Source organism: Pseudomonas sp. LAIL14HWK12:I10, assembly GCF_900184205.1.
In the GTDB taxonomy this organism is placed as follows: domain Bacteria; phylum Pseudomonadota; class Gammaproteobacteria; order Pseudomonadales; family Pseudomonadaceae; genus Aquipseudomonas; species Aquipseudomonas kermanshahensis.
The window spans coordinates 44,643-65,460 of the sequence record NZ_FXWU01000019.1 but is presented as its reverse complement, the minus strand read 5'-3'; the positions used below and the strand labels follow the sequence as shown (position 1 = coordinate 65,460).

Below are 20,818 nucleotides of genomic sequence, written 5' to 3'. Positions count from 1 at the left end.
TCGAAAGCGGGGAGCGTGTCATGGGAGTGGGCCCGTATCCATTAGCGCAGGGTGCGTAATGGGGGCCTGAGGGGCGCAAGATACGTGTGATCTCGTACATGGGGGCTGAAATGGCCTCTTTTCTTTATGGTTTCTTTTTTATCTATAACGGATGGGGGTGGGGATATCAAGGATGGCGGCCCTCCCCCCTGCACCCGAACGACCGCTCGTCGCCAGCAAAATCTTCGATTCACCGCCAAAAACCCATCAAAACACGGCCTTCCCAGGTGTTGACCGGCGGGTTGCGCCCCTACCTGGGACGAAAAAAAACTTGCAGACGAAAACTACGATCAATACAGTCGTAGTTATTCGAAAGGCACCTGCCGTGTCATCGAAGCCCTTTTCCCTACATGACCGTTGCGGAGCACCTGCATGAAATCCAACATCCTGATCATCGGTGCCGGCTTTGCCGGTGTCTGGAGCGCCCTGAGCGCTGCTCGCCTGCTGGACCAGGCACAACGTGAAGACCTACGTATCAGCGTGCTCGCCCCTCAACCCGAGCTGCGCATTCGCCCACGCTTCTACGAAGCGGATGTGCATGGCATGAAGGCGCCGTTGGGCGAGCTGTTCGAGGCCGTGGGCGTGCACTTCATCCCTGGCAACGCCGACAGCATCGACGCCGACTGGCGCAGCGTGAGCTACACCGATGCCCAGGGGCAGCCCCAGCAGATCCACTACGACCGCCTGATCCTCGCCGCCGGCAGCCAGGTGGCACGCCCGGCTGTACCAGGCCTTGCCGAACACAGCTTCGATGTCGACCAGATGGAGTCGGCCGTGCGCCTGGAACAGCACCTGCTGGGGCTGGCCGCCCTGCCCGCTTCCCCGGCGCGTAACACGGTCGTGGTTTGTGGTGGCGGGTTCACCGGCATCGAAACGGCAACCGAAATGCCCGCACGCTTGCGCGCCCTGCTCGGTGACGGCAGTACGGTGCGTGTGCTGGTGGTCGACCGTGGTGTCAGCGTCGGCGCGGCGTTGGGCGCGGGCATCACCCCCTCGATCGAGGCCGCCTCTGCACTGGCGGGTGTCGAATGGCTGACCGGTACCTCGGTGGTGGCTGTCGATGCCGGCGGCGTCACCCTGGACAACGGCGAGTACATCGCCAGCAGCACGGTGATCTGGACCGCAGGCGTCAAGGCCAGCCCCTTGACTGCACAGGTCGCCGGCGAGCGTGACGGCGCAGGCCGCCTGCGGGTCGACGACCACCTGAAAGTGATTGGCCAGGCGCATATCTATGCCACCGGCGACACCGCCTGGGCCGCTGTCGACGAGCTGGGCAACCACGCCCTGATGACCTGCCAGCACGCCATCCCCATGGGCCGTCACTGCGGCAACAATGCCGCTGCCGACCTGCTGGGCATCGACCCGGTCATCTACCGCCAGCCCAAATACGTCACCTGCCTAGACCTCGGCGACTGGGGCGCAGCCTACAGTGAGGGCTGGGTGCGTGAGCTGAAGTTGCACGGCCAGGAAGGCAAGGCACTCAAGCGCCAGATCAACTCGGTGTGGATCTACCCACCCGCCGCTGACCGGGCACTGGCGCTGGCCGCTGCCGACCCGCTAATCCCGATCGTCTGACACCTGAAAGCAGATAAATCCGTCAAAAAACGACGGATTTGTCCGCACATGTCGTTACATTGAATGACTGGTCAATAATGATGTCCATATGCCATCATTTAAATAAAACATTTCCGAGGGTGAGGCACACACACTAAATCCGCAGCGCATCGAGAGCTGGCACCACCCCCGGTGACCCGGCCTTCCGTCCATGCTCTTGACGCCTGCACGCCACCGTCAAGGAGCATTCCATGCAGTTACGGAATATGAAGATCGGCATTCGCGCAGCCAGCGTATTCGCCCTGCTGGGCGCACTGGTGCTGGGCATGGGCCTGATCGCCCTCTACGAGACCCGGCAAATGGACACGGCCACGGACGAGATCCGTGTCACCTGGTTGCCCGCCGTGGTCGCACTCAGTGAAATCAGCAGCAACCTCGGCCGGGGCCGCGCCCTGACGCTGCGCGCGGCGCTGGATGACGATGACAGCGAGCGCGCACGCAACCTCGACCTGCTCAAAGGCATCAACGTGCAGCTCAAGGACGGCCTACAGGACTACGACAGCACCATCATCGCCGCCGACGACCGCGCCTTGTTCAATGCCTTCAGCACTGCCCACCAACAGTACGTCGACCTGCAGGCGCAGGTGCTCGACGACATCGCCGCCGGGCACATTGACCAGGCCAGGCAGAAGATCAACGGGCCGCTCACCCTGCACGCCGACAGCATGATGAAAGCCATGGCGGCACTGATCGCCTACAACAGCAAAGGCGCTGAAGTGGCCTCGCAACGTAGCAGCGATGTCGCAGACCAAGCGTTGACCGCCATCATCGGCTCACTGCTGGTGATCATGCTCGCGCTGGCAGCCATCGCCACGGTGCTGACCCGCAGCATCGTCGTGCCCCTGGCCGACGCGGTGGCCGTGGCCGAACGCGTGGCCACCGGCGACCTGACCCGCGAAATTCGCGTAATCGGCCGCGACGAACCGGCGCAACTGCTGCGCGCCTTGAGCCGCATGCAAGACAGCCTGCGCGACACCCTGCGCAAGATTGCCGCATCGTCCGACCAGCTGGCCTCGGCCTCGGAAGAGCTGCACACCGTCACGGAGGACACCAGCCGCGGCCTGCACCAGCAAAGTGCGGAGATCGACCAGGCCGCTACTGCTGTCAACCAGATGACAGCCGCCGTGGAAGAAGTGGCGAACAACGCGGTGAGTACCGCAGACGCGTCCAAAGGCGCCGACCGCACCACCCGCGACGGTCGCGACCAGGTCAACCAGGCCTTGGCGTCGATCCAGCACCTGGTCGACGACGTCACCGGTACCTCGGCCGAGATCGAACTGCTGGCCAACAATGCCAACGAGATCAGCCGCGTGCTCGATGTGATCGGCGCGATCGCCGGGCAGACCAACCTGTTGGCGCTCAATGCCGCCATCGAGGCAGCACGGGCCGGTGAGGCAGGCCGTGGCTTTGCGGTAGTCGCCGACGAGGTGCGCGCACTGGCCCACCGGACTCAGCAGTCCACGGCAGAAATCGAGCAGATGATCGTGGGTATCCAGACCGGCACCGAGCGCGCGGTAAGCGCCATGCACAGCAGCCAAGGGCGTGCCACGGGCACACTGGAAGTGGCCCAGTCTGCAGGCCAGGCACTTGAGGTGATTGCCGAAGCGATTGCCTCGATCAACCAGCGCAACCTGGTGATCGCCAGTGCGTCGGAGGAACAGGCGCAGGTGGCGCGGGAGGTAGACCGTAACCTGGTGAATATTCGCGACCTGGCGATGCAGACGTCGGCGGGTGCGAATCAGACCAGTGCGGCGGCGCAGGACCTGTCGCGGTTGGCGGTGGATTTGAACGGCATGGTGGCACAGTTCAAGGTCTGACCATCAACAGCCGGGGCCGCGTTGCGGCCCTTTCGCGACACAAGGCCGCTCCTACCCCGGGGTCTGCATTTCCCTGTGGGAGCGGGCTTGCCCGCGAGGGGCCGCAAAGCGGCCCCAATTGCAACTGTCAGTCGTTTACGCTGACAGCCCGCGCACTGTTAACACTCTGCCCGCGCGTCGCCAGGCAGTAATACAGCGGCACCGTCACCAGCAACCCGATCAGCCAGGACAAATCAGCCCCTTCGACGATGTTCGAATACGGCCCCACATACAGCGCCGTATTGGCAAACGGCAGCTGCACCACGATCCCGCACGCATAGGCAATGATCGCGTGGTGGTTGAAGCGCCCATAAATGCCGCCGTCGGCACTGAAGATCGACGCGATGTCGTACTGGCCCTTCTTGATCAGGTAGAAGTCGATCAGGTTGATCGACGCCCACGGCACCAACACCAGCAACAGCGCCAGGATCAAGCCGATGAACTGGCCAATGAAGTCCGCCGACGCATTCAACGCCACCAGGCCGCAGCCCACCAGAATCACCGAGGCCAGGATCACCCGCACCTTGATGCTCGGCGTCCACTTGGCAAAGAAGGTCTGGATGGCCGTGACGATCGACAACACCGCGCCATACAGGTTGAGCGCGTTGTGGCTGATGATGTTGAGCAGGAACAACACCATCAGGATCGGGCCGAGCCAGCCGGTGGCTTGCTTGACGGCGTCCATCGCGTCCGTGCCTTGCGGTACGCACAACACCGCCACCGCACCAAAGCTGAAGCACAGGATGGTGCCCAGCGTGGCACCGAAATATGTGGCCCAGAACGGCTTGGCAATGCCGACTTCTTTAGGCAGGTAGCGTGAGTAGTCGGAGGTGTACGGCGAGAAGCTGATCTGCCAGATGGTGCCCAGCGACACCGTGGCGATGAAGCCCGACAAGTTGAACGCACCGCGGCTGAAGAAGTCGGCCGGCAGCTCCTGGATGAACATCATGATGAACCCGGCCAGCAGCGCCGACCCCATCACCCAGGTACCGATACGGTTGAGGATATGGATGAAGCGGTAGCCGATCACGCCAATGGCCGTCGCGCTGAGGGCGCCGATGACGATGGCACCGGGCATCGGCACGCTGGGGGCGATACCGTGGATGGTCTTGCCCGCCAGCACGATGTTGGAAATGAAGAAGCCCACATAGATCAGCGCCGTGAAGAACACGATCAGCAGGGCGCCATAACGGCCGAACTGGCCGCGGCTCTGGACCATCTGTGGAATGCCCAGCTGCGGTCCCTGCGCAGAGGCCAGGGCGATGACCACGCCCCCGAGCAGGTGGCCCAGCACGATAGCGACAAGCCCCCACACCAGGTTCAGGTGGAACACCTGCACCACCATGGCACCGGTGACGATGGGCAGGGGCGCAATGTTGGTGCTGAACCAGAGGGTGAACAGGTCGCGCGCCTTCCCATGGCGCTCGGCAGGTGGAACGTAATCGACCGTGTGATTCTCGACAAACTGGTGTTGCGATGACGGTTGGGACATGGTTTTCAGCTCGAAAGGTCGTTTTTATCTTTGTAAGGAAACCGCGTCTAGGCGGCCTCTCAGCTGCGGACCATATTATGGTATTCCAAACTTTTGACAACACTGATTCGGCTTAAAAAACCCTAACTGATCCGGTTCAGCACCTGAAGCTGGGGGATTGAAATTCCGCCAAGCCCCCTATCCATGCGGCTTTGCGCCATTCATCGTGATTTTGCTACGGCGGAAAATTCCGCTTGCAAATCGAGTATTACGGTATACCATCAGACACATCAACGATAAAAACCGCGGACCACCGCAGCCCTTCTGAGGTACATGAGATGATCGACGCAACCGTCTACAAGAACGTCCTGGGCTCCTTCCCGTCCGGCGTTACCGTCATCACCACCCTGGACGACGACGGCTCGATCGTCGGCCTTACCGCCAGCGCCTTCTCCTCCCTGTCGATGGACCCGCCGCTGGTGCTGTTCTGCCCCAACTACAGCTCCGACTCCTACCCTGTGCTGATCAAGCAGAAGCGCTTCGCCATTCACCTGCTTTCTGGTGAACAGCAAGCCGAAGCCTATGCGTTCGCCAAAAAAGGCAAAGACAAAGCCACCGGCATCGAGTGGTCCCTGAGTGCGCTGGGCAACCCGCTGCTGGCCAATGCCACCGCCATCATCGAATGCGAACTGTGGCGTGAATATGAAGGTGGCGATCACGCCATCATGGTCGGCAAGGTGCACAACCTGATCGTCCCCGAGCAAGCCCCGCAGCCGATGATCTACTGCCGCGGCAAGATGGCCAGCCTGCCCGCCTTCGCCTGAAGCACCTAGCCTTATTACTGACGCCTGGCGCGCCAGGCGAGACTTTCAAGCTCCGAGGAAAGCCCCATGAAATTTTCGTTGTTCGTACACATGGAACGTTGGGATGAACAGGTCAGCCACCGCCAGCTGTTCGAAGACCTGACCGAACTGACCCTGATGGCCGAGAACGGCGGTTTCAGCACCGTGTGGATCGGCGAACACCACGCCATGGAGTACACCATTTCGCCAAGCCCGATGCCGCTGCTGGCCTACCTCGCCGCGCGCACCGAGAAGATCCGCCTGGGCGCCGGCACCATCATCGCGCCGTTCTGGAACCCGATCCGCGTGGCAGGCGAATGCGCCCTGCTCGACGTGATCAGCAACGGCCGCATGGAAGTGGGCCTGGCGCGCGGCGCCTATCAGTTCGAATTCGACCGCATGGCCAATGGCATGCCTGCCACCGACGGCGGCAAGGCCCTGCGTGAAATGGTCCCGGTGGTGCGCAAACTGTGGGAAGGCGACTACGCCCACGACGGCGAGGTGTACAAGTTCCCCACCTCCACCAGCGTGCCGAAACCGTTCAACGCTACACCGCCGATGTGGATCGCCGCCCGCGACCCAGACTCGCACAACTTCGCCGTGGCCAACGGCTGCAACGTCATGGTCACCCCACTGATGAAGGGTGACGAAGAAGTGCTGGACCTGAAAAACAAGTTCCAGGCGGCCCTGGACAACAACCCGGATGTGCCACGTCCACAATTGATGGTGCTGCGCCACACCCACGTGCACAGCCCATCCGAGCCTGAAGGCTGGAAGGTCGGCGCTCAGGCCATCTCGCGCTTCTACCGCACCTTCGACGCCTGGTTCGGCAACAAGACTGTGCCGGTCAACGGCTTCCTGGAGCCGAGCCCGGAATCGAAGTTTGCCGAAGTGCCGGCGTTCCAGCTGGAAAACATCCGCAAGAACACCATGATCGGCACACCCGAAGAAATCATCGCGCGCATCAAGTACTACCAAGAGCTCGGCGTCGACGAGTTCAGCTTCTGGTGCGACAACAGCCTGCCCCACGCCGAGAAGAAAAAGTCGCTCGAGCTGTTCATCAAGGAAGTGGTGCCGGCGTTCGCCTGAATTCCCTTTGCCTGAAGTAGTTGCGGGATCAGCCCGCTCCCGGGGGCCCTTGCGGCCCGCGTGAGCGGGCTTTTTTTGAAGTTCAGTGACAGCCTGCACCGGCCCATTCGCGGGTAAACCCGCTCCCACAGGTTCCCCACAGCTTTCAAGGCCTGCGCGGTACCTGTGGGAGCGGGTTCACCCGCGAAGAGGCCAGTACAGACACCACAAGATTCAAGGGATCAGCCCACCTTTCGTCCCCTGGCAATAGAAATTTCCAGACGCCTCTTGCACAACAAATATTATGGTATACCATCAGACAACAAGAGCTGATAACCCTCACCAGGAGCCACCCATGAGTTTCGAAATCCGCAAGATCGTCACCTACTCCGAAGAGACCCGCATCGAAGGCGGCAAGGCCACCGACAAACCGGTGACCATGGTCGGCCTGGCCGTGGTGATCAAGAACCCGTGGGCGGGTCGTGGTTTTGTAGAAGATCTGAAGCCGGAAATCCGTGCCAACTGCTCCGAGCTGGGCGCACTGATGGTCGAACGCCTGACCGCCGCCATCGGCGGTGCCGACAAGATCGAAGCCTACGGTAAAGCCGCTGTGGTCGGCGCCGACGGCGAAATCGAACACGCCTCTGCCGTGATCCACACCCTGCGTTTCGGCAACCATTACCGCGAAGCGGTACAGGCCAAGAGCTACCTGAGCTTCACCAACAAGCGCGGCGGCCCAGGCACCTCGATCCAGATCCCGATGATGCAGAAGGACGACGAAGGCCTGCGTTCGCACTACATCACCCTTGAAATGCAGATCGAAGACGCCCCGCGTGCCGACGAAATCGTCGTGGTCCTGGGCGCTGCCGACGGCGGTCGTCTGCACCCGCGCATTGGCAACCGCTACATCGACCTGGAAGAACTGGCTGCCGAAAAAGCCAACGCTCAATAACAACAACCAAGACGGGCCGGGGCGTGGCGTGCTTACCCGCCGCGCCCGACCTTCAAGGAGCGCCCTCCATGATTCAGCCTGTCGCTGAACGTACACCGGCCGGGACCAGTTACCTGGACCAAGGCCAGGGCCAACCCGTGGTGCTGATCCACGGTGTGGGCCTGAACAAGGAAATGTGGGGCGGTCAGTTCGTTGGCCTGGCCAATGACTACCGCGTCATCGCTTACGACATGCTCGGCCACGGCCAGAGTGCGTTGCCAGCCGCCGACACCGGCCTGGAAGGCTACGCCGCCCAGCTCGTCGAGTTGCTCGACCACCTGCAGATTGCCCAGGCCACCGTAATTGGCTTCTCCATGGGCGGCCTGGTGGCCCGTGCCTTCGCCCTCAACTACCCGCACAGGCTGTCTGCCCTGGTGGTGCTCAACAGCGTGTTCAACCGCACCCCCGAGCAGAGTGCCGGCGTTATCGCCCGCGCCGCCCAGGCGGCGGAGCTCGGCCCCGACGCCAACGTCGACGCGGCCCTCGACCGCTGGTTCAGCCGTGAATACAAGGCTGCCAACCCGGCGCAGGTCGCCGCCATTCGCCAGGTGCTGGCGAGCAACGACCCGCAGGGCTACCACACTACTTATTCGCTGTTCGCCACCCAGGACATGTACCGCGCCAGCGACCTGGGCAGCATCCAGGTGCCGACGCTGATCGCCACCGGCGAACTCGATTCGGGCTCCACCCCGGCCATGACCCGTCAGCTCGCCGCCAGCATCCCTGGGGCGCACAGTGTGGTCCTCGCCGAGCAACGGCATATGATGCCGGTGGAAGCACCGCGTGAAGTCAACAAGATGCTGTTGGACTTCCTCAAGCAAGCCCGCACCCTCACCGAATCCGCCAAGGGGATTGTTGCATGACCCTCGTACGTTTCCAGATGTGCATCGACGGCCAATGGCTCGATGCCCAGAGCGGCAAGACTTTCGACAGCCTCAACCCGGCCACCGCCCAAGCCTGGGCGCAACTGCCCGACGCCGACGAAGCCGATGTAGAGCTGGCCGTGCAGGCCGCCCAGCGTGCCTTCGAAAGCCCTGCCTGGCGCAGCATCACCGCCACGGCGCGCGGCAAACTGCTGCGCCGGCTGGGCGACCTGATCACCGAGAACAAAGAGCACCTGGCCCAGCTGGAAAGCCGTGATAACGGCAAGCTGATCCGCGAAACCCGCGGCCAGGTCGGTTACCTGCCCGAGTTCTTCCACTACACCGCAGGCCTGGCCGACAAGCTCGAAGGCGGCACCCTGCCGCTGGACAAGCCAGACCTGTTCGCCTACACCGTGCACGAGCCGATTGGCGTGGTCGCCGGGATCATCCCGTGGAACAGCCCGCTGTACCTGACGGCCATCAAGCTGGCCCCGGCCCTCGCCGCTGGCAACACCATCGTGCTCAAACCGTCCGAACACGCCTCGGCGACCATCCTCGAGCTGGCTCGCCTGGCCCTTGAAGCCGGCTTCCCGCCGGGTGTGGTCAACGTGGTCACCGGCTATGGCCCTAGCACCGGCGCGGCCCTGACTCGCCACCCGCTGGTACGCAAGATCGCCTTCACCGGCGGCGCCGCCACGGCCCGCCATGTGGTGCGCAGCAGCGCCGAGAACTTCGCCAAGCTGTCGCTGGAGCTGGGCGGCAAGTCGCCGAACATCATCTTCGCCGACGCCGACCTGGACAGCGCCATCAACGGCGCCGTGGCCGGCATTTATGCCGCCTCCGGGCAAAGTTGCGTGGCCGGTTCACGCCTGCTGGTACAGGACGAGATCTTCGACGAATTCGTCAGCCGCCTGGTCGAGCGCGCCAAGCGCATCCGCATCGGCAACCCGCAGGACGACGCCAGCGAAATGGGCCCGATGGCCACCGCTCAGCAACTGGCTGTGGTCGAAGGCCTGGTCGCTGCGGCCAAGGCCGAAGGCGCCAAGCTGCACCTGGGGGGCAAGCGTGCCGAGGTCGAGGGTGACGGCTGGTTCTACGAACCCACCCTGTTCGAGTGCGACAGCAACTCGATGACCATCATGCAGGAAGAGGTGTTCGGCCCCGTTGCCGCGGTCATCCGCTTCAAGACCGAAGAAGAGGCCCTGGCCATTGCCAACGACTCGCAGTTCGGCCTGGCGGCCGGCATCTGGACCCGCGACCTGGGCCGCGCCCACCGCCTGGCCCGTGACGTACGCTCGGGCATCATCTGGGTCAACACCTACCGCGCGGTGTCGGCCATGGCGCCGATCGGTGGCTTCAAGAACAGCGGCTACGGCCGTGAGAGCGGCATCGATTCGGTGCTGGCCTATACCGAGCTGAAGACCGTGTGGATCAACCTGTCCACCGCGCCGATGCCCGACCCGTTTGTGATGCGTTAAGAGGTAGCACGAGATGATCGAACCAGGCATCTACAAAGACGTGATGGGCTCCTTCCCGTCCGGCGTTACGGTGGTCACCACCCTGGACGCCGACGGCGGCATCGTCGGTATCACCGCCAGCGCGTTCAGCGCGCTGTCGATCGAGCCGGCACTGGTGCTGTTCTGCCCCAACTACGCCTCCGACACGTACCCGATCCTGCGTGACAGCAAGCAGTTCGCCATTCACCTGCTGTCTGCCGAGCAAACCGCCGAGGCGTATGCCTTTGCCGGCAAGGGCAAGGAAAAGGCCAAGGGGATCGATTGGCACCTGAGCGAGTTGGGCAACCCGTTGCTGGCCAAGGCCACGGCGATCATCGAGTGCGAACTGTGGCGCGAGTATGACGGCGGAGACCACGCGATCATCGTCGGCGCGGTGAAAAACCTGGTGTTGCCGGCAGATCCGGTCACCCCGATGGTCTACCACAAAGGCAAGCTGGGCGCCCTGCCCCCGCTGGGCTGATACCCTTGGGGCTGCCCTGCAGCCCAATCGCCGGCAAGCCGGCTCCCACAGGATCGCCACGGTCCTGTCTGCCTGTGCTGTACCTGTGGGAGCCGGCTTGCCGGCGATTGGGCCGCAAAGCGGCCCTGTTCCACCCATTTTTTAGGGGCCGCGCGACCCTCTCACCCTCGGTTGCGGCCCCTGTTTTGATTCGGAGCCAGACGCATGAGCAACGAAAAGTACGAGAAAGGCCTGCAGATCCGCACCCAAGTGCTGGGCGAGGACTACGTCAACCGCTCGATCCAGAACGCCGATGAATTCACCAAGCCCTTGCAAGAGCTGGTCACCGAGTATTGCTGGGGCCATGTCTGGGGCCGCGAAGGCTTGTCGCTCAAAGAGCGCAGCATGATAAACTTGGCCATGATTTCCGCGCTCAACCGGCCCCACGAACTCAAGCTGCACATCCGCGGCGCATTGCGTAATGGCCTGAGCCGAGAACAGATTCGCGAGATCCTGCTCCAAGTCGGCATTTATTGCGGCGTACCCGCGGCGGTGGACAGTTTCCGCCTGGCCCGCGAAGCGTTCGCCGAAGCCGATGCGGAGTCAACCCGTTAACAACGGGCTGTTCGAACCACCGTAAGGAGCAGCGCCCGGTTCGGCGTGCTCCGCGGGTTGGCGCAACAGCCTCATAAAGAGCGCACCTGATGAAACGCCAGCCACTCGACGACAGCTTCAAGGTCAACCGCAACCCCGTTACCCTGCGCGAAATCGTGCTCGACAAGCTGCGCGCCGCGATCATGAACTTCCACTTGCTGCCAGGTGACCGCCTGGTGGAGCGCGACCTTTGCGACCGCCTCGGGGTCAGCCGCACCTCTGTACGTGAAGCCCTGCGCCACCTCGAATCCGAAGGCCTGGTCGAGTTCGCCGACGCCAAAGGCCCGCGCGTGGCCATCATTACCCTGGAAGATGCCCGCGATATCTACGAGCTGCGCTGCGTGCTCGAAGGCCTGATCGTCCAGCTGTTCACCCTCAATGCCAAGGCCAAGGACATTCGCGCCCTGGAGCGCGCGCTGGAAGTCAACCGCGAAGCCCTGGAAGAAGGCGAGCTGCAACAGGTGCTCGACTCGGTGCAAGGCTTTTACGATGTGCTGCTGGAAGGCTCCGGCAACCAGGTTGCCGCCCAACAGCTGCGCCAATTGCAGGCCCGCATCAGCTACCTGCGCGCCACTTCGGTGTCGCAAGAAAACCGCCGCGGTGCCAGCAACCGGGAGATGGAAAAGATCGTCGAGGCGATCAAGGGCGGTGACCCACTGGTCGCCCACCAAGCCTCGGTCGATCACGTCCGCGCCGCCGCCAAGGTGGCCCTGGACTACCTGCGCCAGAAGCAGGATGACCACACCAAGGTGCGCGACATGGTCGAGCCCCTGGCCCTCAAAGAGCCACGTATAGAACCCCGCATAGGCCGCTGACCATGCCCAACGCCCCGCGCTACTGCCCGCACTGCACCACGGAACTGGCCCGGGGCGTTCCCACAGGCGACACCCACGAACGCCTGCATTGCACCGGCTGCGGCTACATCCACTACATCAACCCGAAAATCATCGCCGGCTGCATCATCGAGCGCGATGGCAAGTACTTGCTGTGCCAGCGGGCTATTCCACCCCGCCCTGGCACCTGGACCTTGCCCGCCGGGTTCATGGAAGCGGGCGAGACCACCGAGCAGGCGGCGTTGCGCGAGGTGTGGGAAGAAAGCGGCGTGCACGCCGAAATCGTCTCGCCCTACTCGATTTTCAGCGTGGCCAAGATCAGCGAGGTGTACATCATCTTCCGCGCCATCGCCACGCAGGAGACCGGCCAGTTCGGCCCGGAGACACTGGCCTACAAGTTCTTCGAGCCGGACGAAATCCCCTGGGACGAAATCTACTACCCGGCCATCCGGCAGATTCTCGAGCGGTATATCCTGGAGCGCCAGGCCGGGGTGTACGGCATCTACATGGGCAATGACGATACCGGTAAGGTGCATTTCATTCGCTGAGCCGGCACGATTCGGTAGGAGCAGCCTTGTGCTGCGAAGGGGCCGGGGATAACAGCGGAGATCTTCGCTGCTGTCGCTGGCCTCTTCGCAGCACAAGGCTGCTCCTACACGCGAAGAGGCCCGCACAGACGACATAAAGCCCTCGCCAATTCGCTATTCTCGGTGCACCCTTATCCTCCCAGGTATGAAGGATCGGCAGCACACATGGCGAAATGGCTAGACGGCGGCGGGCTGATGGCCGAACGCATCCGCCAGCACGATTGGACCCACAGCCCACTGGGCCCGCTCGAGGCCTGGCCGAGCGCGCTCAAGACCTCGGTGGCCTTGTGCCTGGCCTCGCGCTTTCCGCAAGCCGTGCTGTGGGGCCGCGAGCTGATCACTTTGTACAACGATGCCTTCATCCCTATCCTCGGTAGCAAACCTTTAGCCCTAGGCCGGCCGTTCAGTGAAGTGTGGCAGGAGGCCTGGGGCGAAATCAGCGCCATGGCCGAACACGCCATGGCCGGTGAGGCGGTCTACATCGAAGACTTTCCCTTGGTCATCGACCGCAACGGTGCCCCCGAACGCGCCTACTTCACCTTCTGCTACAGCCCGATCCGCGGCGAAGACGGCACTGTGCTGGGCATGCTCGACACGGTGACCGAAACCACCACCAGCGTGGTCAACAGCCAGCGCCTGAGCTTTCTCGACGGCCTGGGGCGCGAAGTGGCCAATGCCATCGACCCCGAGCGGATCATGGCGATCACCACCCGCATGCTGGTGGAACACCTGCATCTGTCCAGCTGCGCCTACGCGGTGATGGACCCCGACCAGGACGGCTTCAACATCTGCGGCGACACCGTCGCCCCCGGCTCACCGCGCCTAATCGGCCAATACCGCCTGGCCGACTTCGGTCGCCTGGCTGTCAGCCGACTGCGCGCAGGCGAACCGCTGGTGATCAATGACAACCTCAACGAACTGGCCGCCGAGGAAGCCGCGACGTTCCAGGCCATCGGCATCACCGCGACCATCTGCATGCCGCTGATCAAGGACGGTCGCCTGACCGCCCTGATGGCTATTCACGACAAGGCGCCCCGGGTATGGACGGGCTATGAACTGCGCCTGATCCGCGAAGTCACCGAACGCTGCTGGTCGCATATCCAACGGGTCCAGGCCCACGCCGAAGTGCGTGAAGCCTTGGCCGCGCTGGAGGCGCTCAACGCCTCCCTAGAGCACCGCGTCGAAGAGCGCACCGCCCAGCTGCTGCACACCGAAGCCGTGCTGCGCCAGGCACAGAAGCTCGAGGCCATCGGCCAGTTAACTGGCGGTGTGGCACACGACTTCAACAACCTGCTGACCATCATCCGCTCGTCATTGCACTTCTTGCAGCGTCCCAACTTGGATGAAGCACGCCGCGAGCGCTACCTCAAGACCATTGCCGACACCGTCGAACGCGGCGCCAAGTTGACCGGCCAACTGCTCGCTTTCGCCCGTCGGCAGGCCTTGAGCCCACAAGTGTTCGAGGCCGGGCCGCGGCTGCAGGCCATGGCCGATATGCTCGATACCGCTACCGGTGCACGGGTTCAGGTGGAAATCGAACTGCCAGAGGCGCCTTGCCATATCCGCGCCGACCTCAGCCAACTCGAAACCGCGATCATCAACCTGATGCTCAACGGCCGCGACGCCATGGCCGGGGAAGGCACCTTGCGCCTGCGCCTTCAGGCCAACCAACGCCTGCCCGTCCTGCGTGGGCAGGCCGCGCAAGCCGGGCCCTTTGCAGCCATCTCGGTAGTGGACAGCGGTGTCGGCATCGCCAGCGAGCTGCTCGATCGCATCTTCGACCCCTTCTTCACCACCAAAGCGCCCGGTGAAGGCACCGGGCTTGGCCTTTCCCAGGTGTTCGGCTTTGCCAAGCAGTCCGAAGGCGATGTGGAGGTGATCAGCGTCGAAGGCCAGGGCACGACGTTTACCCTGTACCTGCCGCAACAAGCGCCCTCTGCCGGCCCTGAGGCTTCTGAATAGCGGCTACCGTTGCGCGGCCAGTAACCGCGCCACACTCTGTGCCAGCTCGGCACGCCGGTACGGCTTGCGCAGCACTTCGAAGCCTTTGAGTTCGCGCGGAGTCAGGTTGGCGTAGCCGGTAATGATCAGCACCGGCAGGTTGGCCTGGCGCTGGCGCATCTGCTGGGCGAAGCGCACGCCAGTCATCTCGGCCATCACATGGTCGGTCACCAGCACATCCGGCACTAGCCCCCGCTCTACCAGCTGCAAGGCCGCCGCCGCACTGTCGGCCTCGATCACTTCGTAGCCGAGGTCGCGCAGTTGCAGCGCTGTGGCATGGCGTACGATCGCTTCGTCATCGACCAACAGCACGTGGTTCTTCCGGCCGGCCAATGGCGCTTCGGCTGTATCGCTGTCGCGGCAGCTTGCCGCCACATCGCTGGTCGGCAGCCACAAGGTCGCCTCGGTGCCCTCACCTGGCCACGAACGAAGGGTAAAACCGCCGCCCGACTGCACGGCCAAGCCCTGCACCATCGGCAGGCCTAGGCCGGTGCCTTTGCCCACCGCCTTGGTCGAGTAGAAGGGCTCGAAGCAGCGGCGCAGTTGTTCAGCGTCCATCCCACAGCCACTGTCGCGCACCTGTAGCCATGCCAGCCGCGCCGCGGCCACACCTTCCGGCCTCGGCGGGCCGTTTACATCGATACCGGCGACGATACTCAGCTCACCGCCGTCAGCCATGGCGTCACGGCCGTTGACCACCAGGTTGAGCAAGGCCAGCTCCAGTTGATGAGGGTCGGCCACCACGGCCGGTAGCGCCGGGTCGACCTGCACGTGCACGGTAATGGTCGGCCCCAGCGAACGGGCGATCAGCTCACGCATGTCTTCCACCAGCGCCGCCAGAGACACGGCTTGGGGTTTGAGGGTTTGCCGGCGGGCGAAACTGAGCAGCCGACCGACCAGGTTGCGCGCCCGCTCGGCAGCCTGCAGGCCGCCGTCGATCAGCCTGGGGGCACGCTCGGACTGTGGGTTGCGGCGCATCAATTCGAACGAGGCAATGATCGGCGTGAGCATGTTGTTGAGGTCATGGGCGATGCCGCCGGTCAATTGCCCGATCATTTCCAGCTTGTGGGCTTCGTGCAGCTGCAGCATCGCGGATTCGCGCTGAGCCAGGGCCGACGCCACGCGCTCCTCCAGGCTTTCGTTGAGCAGGTGCAGCGCGCGCTCGGCCCTGGCATGGGTAATCGCCGCCCACGCTTGCTTGGCGCTCTCTTCCACCAGCTGGCATTCGTCTTCAGGGCACGGGTGGGGGGTATGGAAATGCACACTCAGGGTGGTCTCCAGCCGGGCAGCGCGCAGGACCGGCACATGCAGGCTGTGAGGCTGCTGCACCACCTGCCCCGCTGCCAGTTGCTCGCGCAACGAAGCACCGAAGCTCGCGTAGGCATGCTGGCCGACGAACGAGGGCAAGCCCTCGGACCAGTCATGTGCTACCTGGAAATTGCTGCCGTCGCCTTGGTCTTCACCAAAATAGACCCGTGCCGCGCCGAGTCGCCGTGCCAACCGACTTACCGCGAACGCTTCGATCCGCTCTGCATCACCCAGCGCGGGTAAAGCACGGCCCAGCTCCAGCAAAAAGGCCTGGCGCTGCTGGAAGCGTACGCGCTCGGTAGTCTCAGTCACCAGGCACAGCACGCCACCGACGCTGCCGTCAGCCTCGCGCACAGCGGAGTAGGACACATCAAAATAGGCCGTTTCACCCACGCCGTGGCGCTCGATGTAGAAAGGGCGATCCTTGGCCGAGAAGGTCTGGCCGGTCTCGCGCACACCGCGCAGCAACGGCTCCAGGTCGTCCCACAGCTCACTCCAGTTTTCCTGGGCCGGCCGCCCCAATGCCTGGGGGTGCTTGGTGCCAATGCTCGGTGCATAGGCATCGTTGTACAGCGCCACGTAGGCCGGCCCCCAGAACAGCACGCACTGCGCTTGCGCTGGCAGCAGCGTGCCCATGACCGTCTGCAGGTGCGGCGACCAGGTGTGGGGGGGACCCACCGGCGAGCCGCGCCAGTCCATCGACTGGAGCAGGCTGCCGACGCTACCGCCGTTGAGCAGAAAGCCCAACGGTGGGTCACCCGCGTCGGTGGGGGGTTGTTGAAGCGATCTCATGTCAGGGAAGTCCCGGGCACATTGCCATCCATCTGATGGATAGGAGGCCTGCAAGTACCCGTTCGTTCCCTTGCTCTCAGACGTTTTTCAACGGCGCCCTTCAGCCAGCATGCGCAAGGCCAACCCGGCCAGCACAGTGCCCATCAACCAGCGCTGAACGCGCTGCCACAGGGGCCGCCCGCCTAAGAACACGGCGATGGAGCCGGCCATCACCGCGATCAAGGCATTGACCGAAACGCTGATGGCGATTTGCGTAGACCCGAGCACCAGCGACTGCACCAACACGCTGCCGTGACCGGGCTCGATGAACTGCGGCATCAACGACAGGTACATGACGGCGATCTTGGGGTTCAGCAGGCTGGTGGCAAAGCCCATGGTGAACAGCCGCCGCGGGCTGTCCGCTGGCAGGTCGCGGACCTGGAATGGCGAGTTGCCGCCAGGACGAAGCGCCTGCCAGGCCAGGTACAACAGGTACAATGCGCCACCGATGCGCAGCACGTCGTAGGCAAACGGCACGGCCATGACCAGCGCGCTGATGCCCAGCGCAGCGCAGAGCATATAGATGACGAAGCCCAAGGCCACACCACCGAGGGAAATCAACCCCGCCTTTCGGCCCTGGCAGATCGACCGGGAAATCAGGTAGATCATGTTCGGGCCGGGCGTCAGCACCATGCCTAGGCAGATCAATGCGAAAGTCAGCAGTTGGGCGGTGTCGGGCATGGGGCACATCCTGGTTGTGCGAAAAGTAGCGGCGAGTGTATCCGAGCGGCGTCAGCGCCGGTAGCGTCAGCCCAACTGCCCGGTAATCAGCCCCAAGGCCACGGCGATCATCGCCACGCCCGACACCCGCCCGACCACCTTCGCCGCCCCTGGCCGGGTGCTCAAGATGGCCTTGGCGCCGTACCCCACCAGCGAATAGATCACCAGCGAGCTGCACAGGTGCACCAGCCCCAGCAGCAGGATCTGCACCGGCACCGGCCAGCTTGACTGCGGGTCGGTGAATTGCGGCAACAAGGCCAGAAACAGCAGGAATACCTTCGGGTTAAGCCCACTGACGCAAAAGCCTTTAAAGGCCCAGCGCGAGCCGGACTCCCCCACCCCGTCCTGCCCCGCTTCCGGCACGCCGGGGCTCAACAACAGGTTGCCGCCCAGCCACAACAAATAGGTGCAGCCTGCCAGGGTCAGCAACGTCAACGCCAACGGGTGCCCCGCCAACAAGCTGCCCACGCCGGCCGCCACCACCAGCGTCGCAAGGAAGTGGCCCGACAACATGCCCGCCACCGCAGGCATCACCCAGCGGCCACGCATACCCGCCGAGATGGCGTAGGCCCAGTCGGCACCAGGGGTAATCACGAACAGCAACGACACGGCCCAAAACGCCGTCAGCACACTGATTGCCACTTGAATCTTCCTTATGTCTTGGCTTGGTATGCAGAAAGATTACGGATTCCTTCGGGGCATTTTCTTTCGTATATTCCCCGTCATCGCACATAAGCTGGAAGATTCTTCCCCATGGACAGAACTGATCGAAAAATCCTTGCCGAGCTGCAAAAAGATGGTCGCTTGTCGGTGACCGAGTTGGCGGATCGCGTGGGCCTGAGCCTGTCGCCCTGTCATCGCCGGCTGAAGGCGCTGGAGGAATCGGGCGCCATCCTGGGCTACCACGCGCGCCTGGCGCCGGCTGCACTGGGGCTGAACTTCGCCGCGCTGGTGTTCGTCACCCTGCGCGAGGTGACGCGCCAGCCGGTGGCTGACTTCGAGGCAGCGTTGGCCGAAATCCCCCAGATCGTCGAGGCGCAGCGGCTGTTCGGCGACCCGGACTACCTGCTGCACGTGGTGGCCAAGGACCTGCCGGCTTTTCAGAAGCTGTATGACGAACACCTGACCAGCATTCCCAACGTGAAGCGGTTGAGTTCGACGTTGGTGATGAAGGAAGTGATCCAGGACCGGCTGTTGCCCATGTAGCTGTGCAGGCCTGCTCTGGCCTCTTCGCGGGCAAGCCCGCTCCCACACCGACCGCGTTATGCCCCTATTTACAGGGCATGCGCGAACATTGTGGGAGCGGCCTTGTGCCGCGATGGGCCGCAGAGCGGCCCCAATGCAGGCGATGGATAACTTAAGTGAACAGCATTACGGCACAGGCGGATTATTTATCTGCACTGATAACGCGCACCCCGCACCACCCCGGTTCCCCAGCCATTCACCTGGATGACGCCAACCCCCCAGGCCCAGGCCTTCCAGCCCTATGGCCCGCTCCTTGCTACCACTCGTCCCTTAACCTTTTGTCAGCCTTAGGTTTTTTAAGGTTTATGGGCACATATTTACTAATTTCTCGTTATCCCCGCACCCCCCATCATCCCTCCAACAAGAACGCGTCGCCCTTCGCCGGCACGCACCCGGGCAGTACCCCATGCCCTACCTTGCCTTGGAGTCAGTCATGACCAGTGCAGCCAACTCGGCACCCCTCATAGAAAAACACACGATCGGCTACGTGCCCCCGCAAGACCGCCATGGAAAGGTAAGGGATCTGTTCACACTGTGGTTCGGGGGCAATATCGCGCCCCTGCCCATCGTCACCGGCGCGCTGGGCGTGCAGCTGTTTCACCTGAACCTGGTGTGGGGCATCGTCGCCATCCTGGTCGGCCACCTGGTAGGCGGGGTGCTGATGGCGCTGCACTCGGCCCAGGGCCCGCAGATGGGCATCCCGCAGATGATCCAGAGCCGCGCCCAGTTCGGCACACTTGGCGCGCTGCTGGTGGTGGTGATCGCCGGGGTCATGTACATCGGGTTCTTCGCCTCCAACATCGTCCTCGCGGGCAAGTCGCTGCATGGCGTGGTCGAAGCCGTGCCGGTACCGGTGGGTATCGTCATTGGCGCACTGGGGTCGGGCATCATCGGCATCATCGGTTACCGCTTCATCCATGTGCTCAACCGCATCGGCACCTGGGTGCTGGGCATCGGTATCGTGGTCGGCTTCGGCTATATCTTCACCCACGTGCAAAGTGACGACTTCCTCACCCGCGGTGGTTTCAACCTGGCCGGCTGGCTGGCCACGGTGTCGCTGGCAGCGTTGTGGCAGATCGCCTTTGCCCCGTATGTGTCGGACTATTCGCGCTACCTGCCGGCCGACGTCAAGGTCAGTTCGACCTTATGGACCACTTACTTGGGCTCTGTGCTGGGCTCGAGCCTGTCGTTCATCTTCGGCGCGGTCGCGGTGCTGGCAATTCCGGCCGGCATGGACACCATGGACGCGGTGAAACTCGCCACCGGCACCCTGGGCCCGATCATGCTGGTGCTGTTCCTGCTCAGCGTGATCAGCCATAACGCCCTCAACCTGTATGGCGCGGTGCTGTCGATCATTACCCTGATCCAGACCTTCGCCTACCGCTGGATCCCCACCGCCAAAAGCCGTGCGGTGCTGTCGCTGATCGTGCTGGCGGCTTGCAGTGTGGTGGCCGTGTGCGCATCGAAGGACTTCATCGGCCACTTCGTCGACATGGTGCTGGTGCTGCTGGTGGTGCTGGTGCCATGGACGGCGATCAACCTGATCGACTTCTATGCCATTCACAAGGGTGACTACGACATCCAGTCGATCTTCAAGGTTGATGGCGGTATCTACGGGCGTTACAACCCGCAGGCGCTGGTGGCCTACGCCGTGGGCATCGTGGTGCAGATCCCGTTCATGAACACGCCGCTGTATGTCGGGCCGGTTTCCGAGCACATCAACGGGGCAGACCTGTCGTGGCTGGTGGGGCTGGCGATTACCTCGCCGTTGTACTGGTGGCTGGCTAGCCGCGACAGTGCCTATCGTCGCCGGCAAGTGAGTGCCAAGCTGGCCATGGGGCACTGATTCATCCTGTACTGGCCTCTTCGCGGGCAAGCCCGCTCCCACAGGGGGACCACAGATTCGGGCAATGTGGTACTGCTGTAGGAGCGGGCTTGC

At 63.2% G+C, this 20,818-nt stretch carries 18 protein-coding genes and 1 pseudogene; 15 read left to right on the top strand and 4 right to left on the bottom strand.

The features are described 5' to 3' along the window. The first annotated feature begins 411 nt into the window (after positions 1–411). The 3 genes and pseudogenes from QOS90_RS26335 to QOS90_RS27770 all read left to right on the top strand — a co-directional run bounded on the left by QOS90_RS26335 (position 412) and on the right by QOS90_RS27770 (position 3,470). Positions 412–1,614: an NAD(P)/FAD-dependent oxidoreductase gene (locus QOS90_RS26335; protein WP_085274343.1), complete on the top strand. Its 1,203-nt coding sequence runs from the start codon at positions 412–414 to the stop codon at positions 1,612–1,614. Between the two features lie 230 nt (positions 1,615–1,844). After that, positions 1,845–2,615: pseudogene (locus QOS90_RS27775) on the top strand (MCP four helix bundle domain-containing protein); the annotation flags it as partial. Continuing rightward, positions 2,607–3,470: a methyl-accepting chemotaxis protein gene (locus QOS90_RS27770; RefSeq protein WP_371098201.1), complete on the top strand. Its 864-nt coding sequence runs from the start codon at positions 2,607–2,609 to the stop codon at positions 3,468–3,470. The pseudogene QOS90_RS27775 and the gene QOS90_RS27770, both read left to right, overlap by 9 nt. A 127-nt stretch (positions 3,471–3,597) precedes the next feature. Here the strand turns inward: QOS90_RS27770 and QOS90_RS26325 are convergent, their stop codons facing one another. Next, on the bottom strand, positions 3,598–5,001 hold the full coding sequence (locus QOS90_RS26325; RefSeq protein WP_085274341.1) for a purine-cytosine permease family protein: 1,404 nt from the start codon (positions 4,999–5,001) through the stop codon (positions 3,598–3,600). 317 nt (positions 5,002–5,318) lie between these two features. Between QOS90_RS26325 and QOS90_RS26320 the strand changes: the two genes are divergently transcribed. The 10 genes from QOS90_RS26320 to QOS90_RS26275 all read left to right on the top strand — a co-directional run bounded on the left by QOS90_RS26320 (position 5,319) and on the right by QOS90_RS26275 (position 14,736). After that, a complete protein-coding gene (locus tag QOS90_RS26320) occupies positions 5,319–5,804 on the top strand; it encodes a flavin reductase family protein (protein WP_027595379.1) in 486 nt (161 codons plus the stop codon). Between the two features lie 66 nt (positions 5,805–5,870). Next, positions 5,871–6,911 (top strand): LLM class flavin-dependent oxidoreductase, encoded by a 1,041-nt coding sequence (locus QOS90_RS26315; protein ID WP_027595378.1) that lies wholly within the window; start codon positions 5,871–5,873, stop codon positions 6,909–6,911. A 334-nt stretch (positions 6,912–7,245) separates the two neighbouring features. Beyond that, positions 7,246–7,842 carry an amino acid synthesis family protein gene (locus QOS90_RS26310; protein ID WP_003256068.1) on the top strand — a complete coding sequence of 199 codons (597 nt, stop codon included), beginning with the start codon at positions 7,246–7,248 and terminating at the stop codon, positions 7,840–7,842. A gap of 68 nt (positions 7,843–7,910) precedes the next feature. Then, positions 7,911–8,744: an alpha/beta fold hydrolase gene (locus QOS90_RS26305; RefSeq protein WP_027595377.1), complete on the top strand. Its 834-nt coding sequence runs from the start codon at positions 7,911–7,913 to the stop codon at positions 8,742–8,744. Then, positions 8,741–10,222, top strand: coding sequence for an aldehyde dehydrogenase (locus QOS90_RS26300; RefSeq protein WP_027595376.1), 1,482 nt, complete (start codon positions 8,741–8,743; stop codon positions 10,220–10,222). Before QOS90_RS26305 ends, QOS90_RS26300 begins: the two co-directional genes overlap by 4 nt. Positions 10,223–10,235: 13 nt before the next feature. Further along, positions 10,236–10,721 (top strand): flavin reductase family protein, encoded by a 486-nt coding sequence (locus QOS90_RS26295; RefSeq protein ID WP_027595375.1) that lies wholly within the window; start codon positions 10,236–10,238, stop codon positions 10,719–10,721. A gap of 204 nt (positions 10,722–10,925) precedes the next feature. Then, positions 10,926–11,315: a carboxymuconolactone decarboxylase family protein gene (locus tag QOS90_RS26290; RefSeq protein WP_016499260.1), complete on the top strand. Its 390-nt coding sequence runs from the start codon at positions 10,926–10,928 to the stop codon at positions 11,313–11,315. 89 nt (positions 11,316–11,404) lie between these two features. Continuing rightward, positions 11,405–12,169 (top strand): GntR family transcriptional regulator, encoded by a 765-nt coding sequence (locus QOS90_RS26285; RefSeq protein WP_085274340.1) that lies wholly within the window; start codon positions 11,405–11,407, stop codon positions 12,167–12,169. A gap of 2 nt (positions 12,170–12,171) precedes the next feature. After that, complete coding sequence (locus tag QOS90_RS26280) at positions 12,172–12,735, top strand: NUDIX hydrolase (RefSeq protein ID WP_027595373.1); 564 nt, start codon at positions 12,172–12,174, stop codon at positions 12,733–12,735. A 204-nt stretch (positions 12,736–12,939) separates the two neighbouring features. Then, positions 12,940–14,736, top strand: coding sequence for a sensor histidine kinase (locus QOS90_RS26275; RefSeq protein ID WP_085274339.1), 1,797 nt, complete (start codon positions 12,940–12,942; stop codon positions 14,734–14,736). Positions 14,737–14,739: 3 nt separating this feature from the next. Here the strand turns inward: QOS90_RS26275 and QOS90_RS26270 are convergent, their stop codons facing one another. The 3 genes from QOS90_RS26270 to QOS90_RS26260 all read right to left on the bottom strand — a co-directional run bounded on the left by QOS90_RS26270 (position 14,740) and on the right by QOS90_RS26260 (position 18,276). Continuing rightward, the gene (locus QOS90_RS26270) at positions 14,740–16,875 is read right to left on the bottom strand and encodes a response regulator (RefSeq protein ID WP_085274338.1); all 2,136 of its coding nucleotides are present in this window, start codon (positions 16,873–16,875) and stop codon (positions 14,740–14,742) included. 87 nt (positions 16,876–16,962) lie between these two features. Beyond that, positions 16,963–17,595 (bottom strand): LysE family translocator, encoded by a 633-nt coding sequence (locus tag QOS90_RS26265; RefSeq protein ID WP_085274337.1) that lies wholly within the window; start codon positions 17,593–17,595, stop codon positions 16,963–16,965. Positions 17,596–17,661: 66 nt separating this feature from the next. Beyond that, positions 17,662–18,276, bottom strand: a complete 615-nt coding sequence (locus QOS90_RS26260) for a LysE family translocator (RefSeq protein WP_085274336.1) — start codon at positions 18,274–18,276, stop codon at positions 17,662–17,664. Positions 18,277–18,387: 111 nt separating this feature from the next. On the opposite strand from QOS90_RS26260, the gene QOS90_RS26255 reads away from it, so the two are divergent. After that, the gene (locus tag QOS90_RS26255) at positions 18,388–18,840 is read left to right on the top strand and encodes an Lrp/AsnC family transcriptional regulator (RefSeq protein WP_085274335.1); all 453 of its coding nucleotides are present in this window, start codon (positions 18,388–18,390) and stop codon (positions 18,838–18,840) included. A gap of 472 nt (positions 18,841–19,312) precedes the next feature. Beyond that, positions 19,313–20,725: a purine-cytosine permease family protein gene (locus QOS90_RS26250; protein ID WP_085274334.1), complete on the top strand. Its 1,413-nt coding sequence runs from the start codon at positions 19,313–19,315 to the stop codon at positions 20,723–20,725. Positions 20,726–20,818 lie beyond the last annotated feature (93 nt).

What these genes read in the sequence shown, in the direction of transcription:
- QOS90_RS26335 (WP_085274343.1), top strand. Translation starts at nt 412, where the DNA reads ATGAAATCCAACATCCTGATCATCGGTGCCGGCTTTGCCGGTGTCTGG.
- QOS90_RS27770 (WP_371098201.1), top strand. Translation starts at nt 2,607, where the DNA reads ATGCAAGACAGCCTGCGCGACACCCTGCGCAAGATTGCCGCATCGTCC.
- QOS90_RS26325 (WP_085274341.1), bottom strand. Translation starts at nt 5,001, where the DNA reads ATGTCCCAACCGTCATCGCAACACCAGTTTGTCGAGAATCACACGGTC.
- QOS90_RS26320 (WP_027595379.1), top strand. Translation starts at nt 5,319, where the DNA reads ATGATCGACGCAACCGTCTACAAGAACGTCCTGGGCTCCTTCCCGTCC.
- QOS90_RS26315 (WP_027595378.1), top strand. Translation starts at nt 5,871, where the DNA reads ATGAAATTTTCGTTGTTCGTACACATGGAACGTTGGGATGAACAGGTC.
- QOS90_RS26310 (WP_003256068.1), top strand. Translation starts at nt 7,246, where the DNA reads ATGAGTTTCGAAATCCGCAAGATCGTCACCTACTCCGAAGAGACCCGC.
- QOS90_RS26305 (WP_027595377.1), top strand. Translation starts at nt 7,911, where the DNA reads ATGATTCAGCCTGTCGCTGAACGTACACCGGCCGGGACCAGTTACCTG.
- QOS90_RS26300 (WP_027595376.1), top strand. Translation starts at nt 8,741, where the DNA reads ATGACCCTCGTACGTTTCCAGATGTGCATCGACGGCCAATGGCTCGAT.
- QOS90_RS26295 (WP_027595375.1), top strand. Translation starts at nt 10,236, where the DNA reads ATGATCGAACCAGGCATCTACAAAGACGTGATGGGCTCCTTCCCGTCC.
- QOS90_RS26290 (WP_016499260.1), top strand. Translation starts at nt 10,926, where the DNA reads ATGAGCAACGAAAAGTACGAGAAAGGCCTGCAGATCCGCACCCAAGTG.
- QOS90_RS26285 (WP_085274340.1), top strand. Translation starts at nt 11,405, where the DNA reads ATGAAACGCCAGCCACTCGACGACAGCTTCAAGGTCAACCGCAACCCC.
- QOS90_RS26280 (WP_027595373.1), top strand. Translation starts at nt 12,172, where the DNA reads ATGCCCAACGCCCCGCGCTACTGCCCGCACTGCACCACGGAACTGGCC.
- QOS90_RS26275 (WP_085274339.1), top strand. Translation starts at nt 12,940, where the DNA reads ATGGCGAAATGGCTAGACGGCGGCGGGCTGATGGCCGAACGCATCCGC.
- QOS90_RS26270 (WP_085274338.1), bottom strand. Translation starts at nt 16,875, where the DNA reads ATGAGATCGCTTCAACAACCCCCCACCGACGCGGGTGACCCACCGTTG.
- QOS90_RS26265 (WP_085274337.1), bottom strand. Translation starts at nt 17,595, where the DNA reads ATGCCCGACACCGCCCAACTGCTGACTTTCGCATTGATCTGCCTAGGC.
- QOS90_RS26255 (WP_085274335.1), top strand. Translation starts at nt 18,388, where the DNA reads ATGGACAGAACTGATCGAAAAATCCTTGCCGAGCTGCAAAAAGATGGT.
- QOS90_RS26250 (WP_085274334.1), top strand. Translation starts at nt 19,313, where the DNA reads ATGACCAGTGCAGCCAACTCGGCACCCCTCATAGAAAAACACACGATC.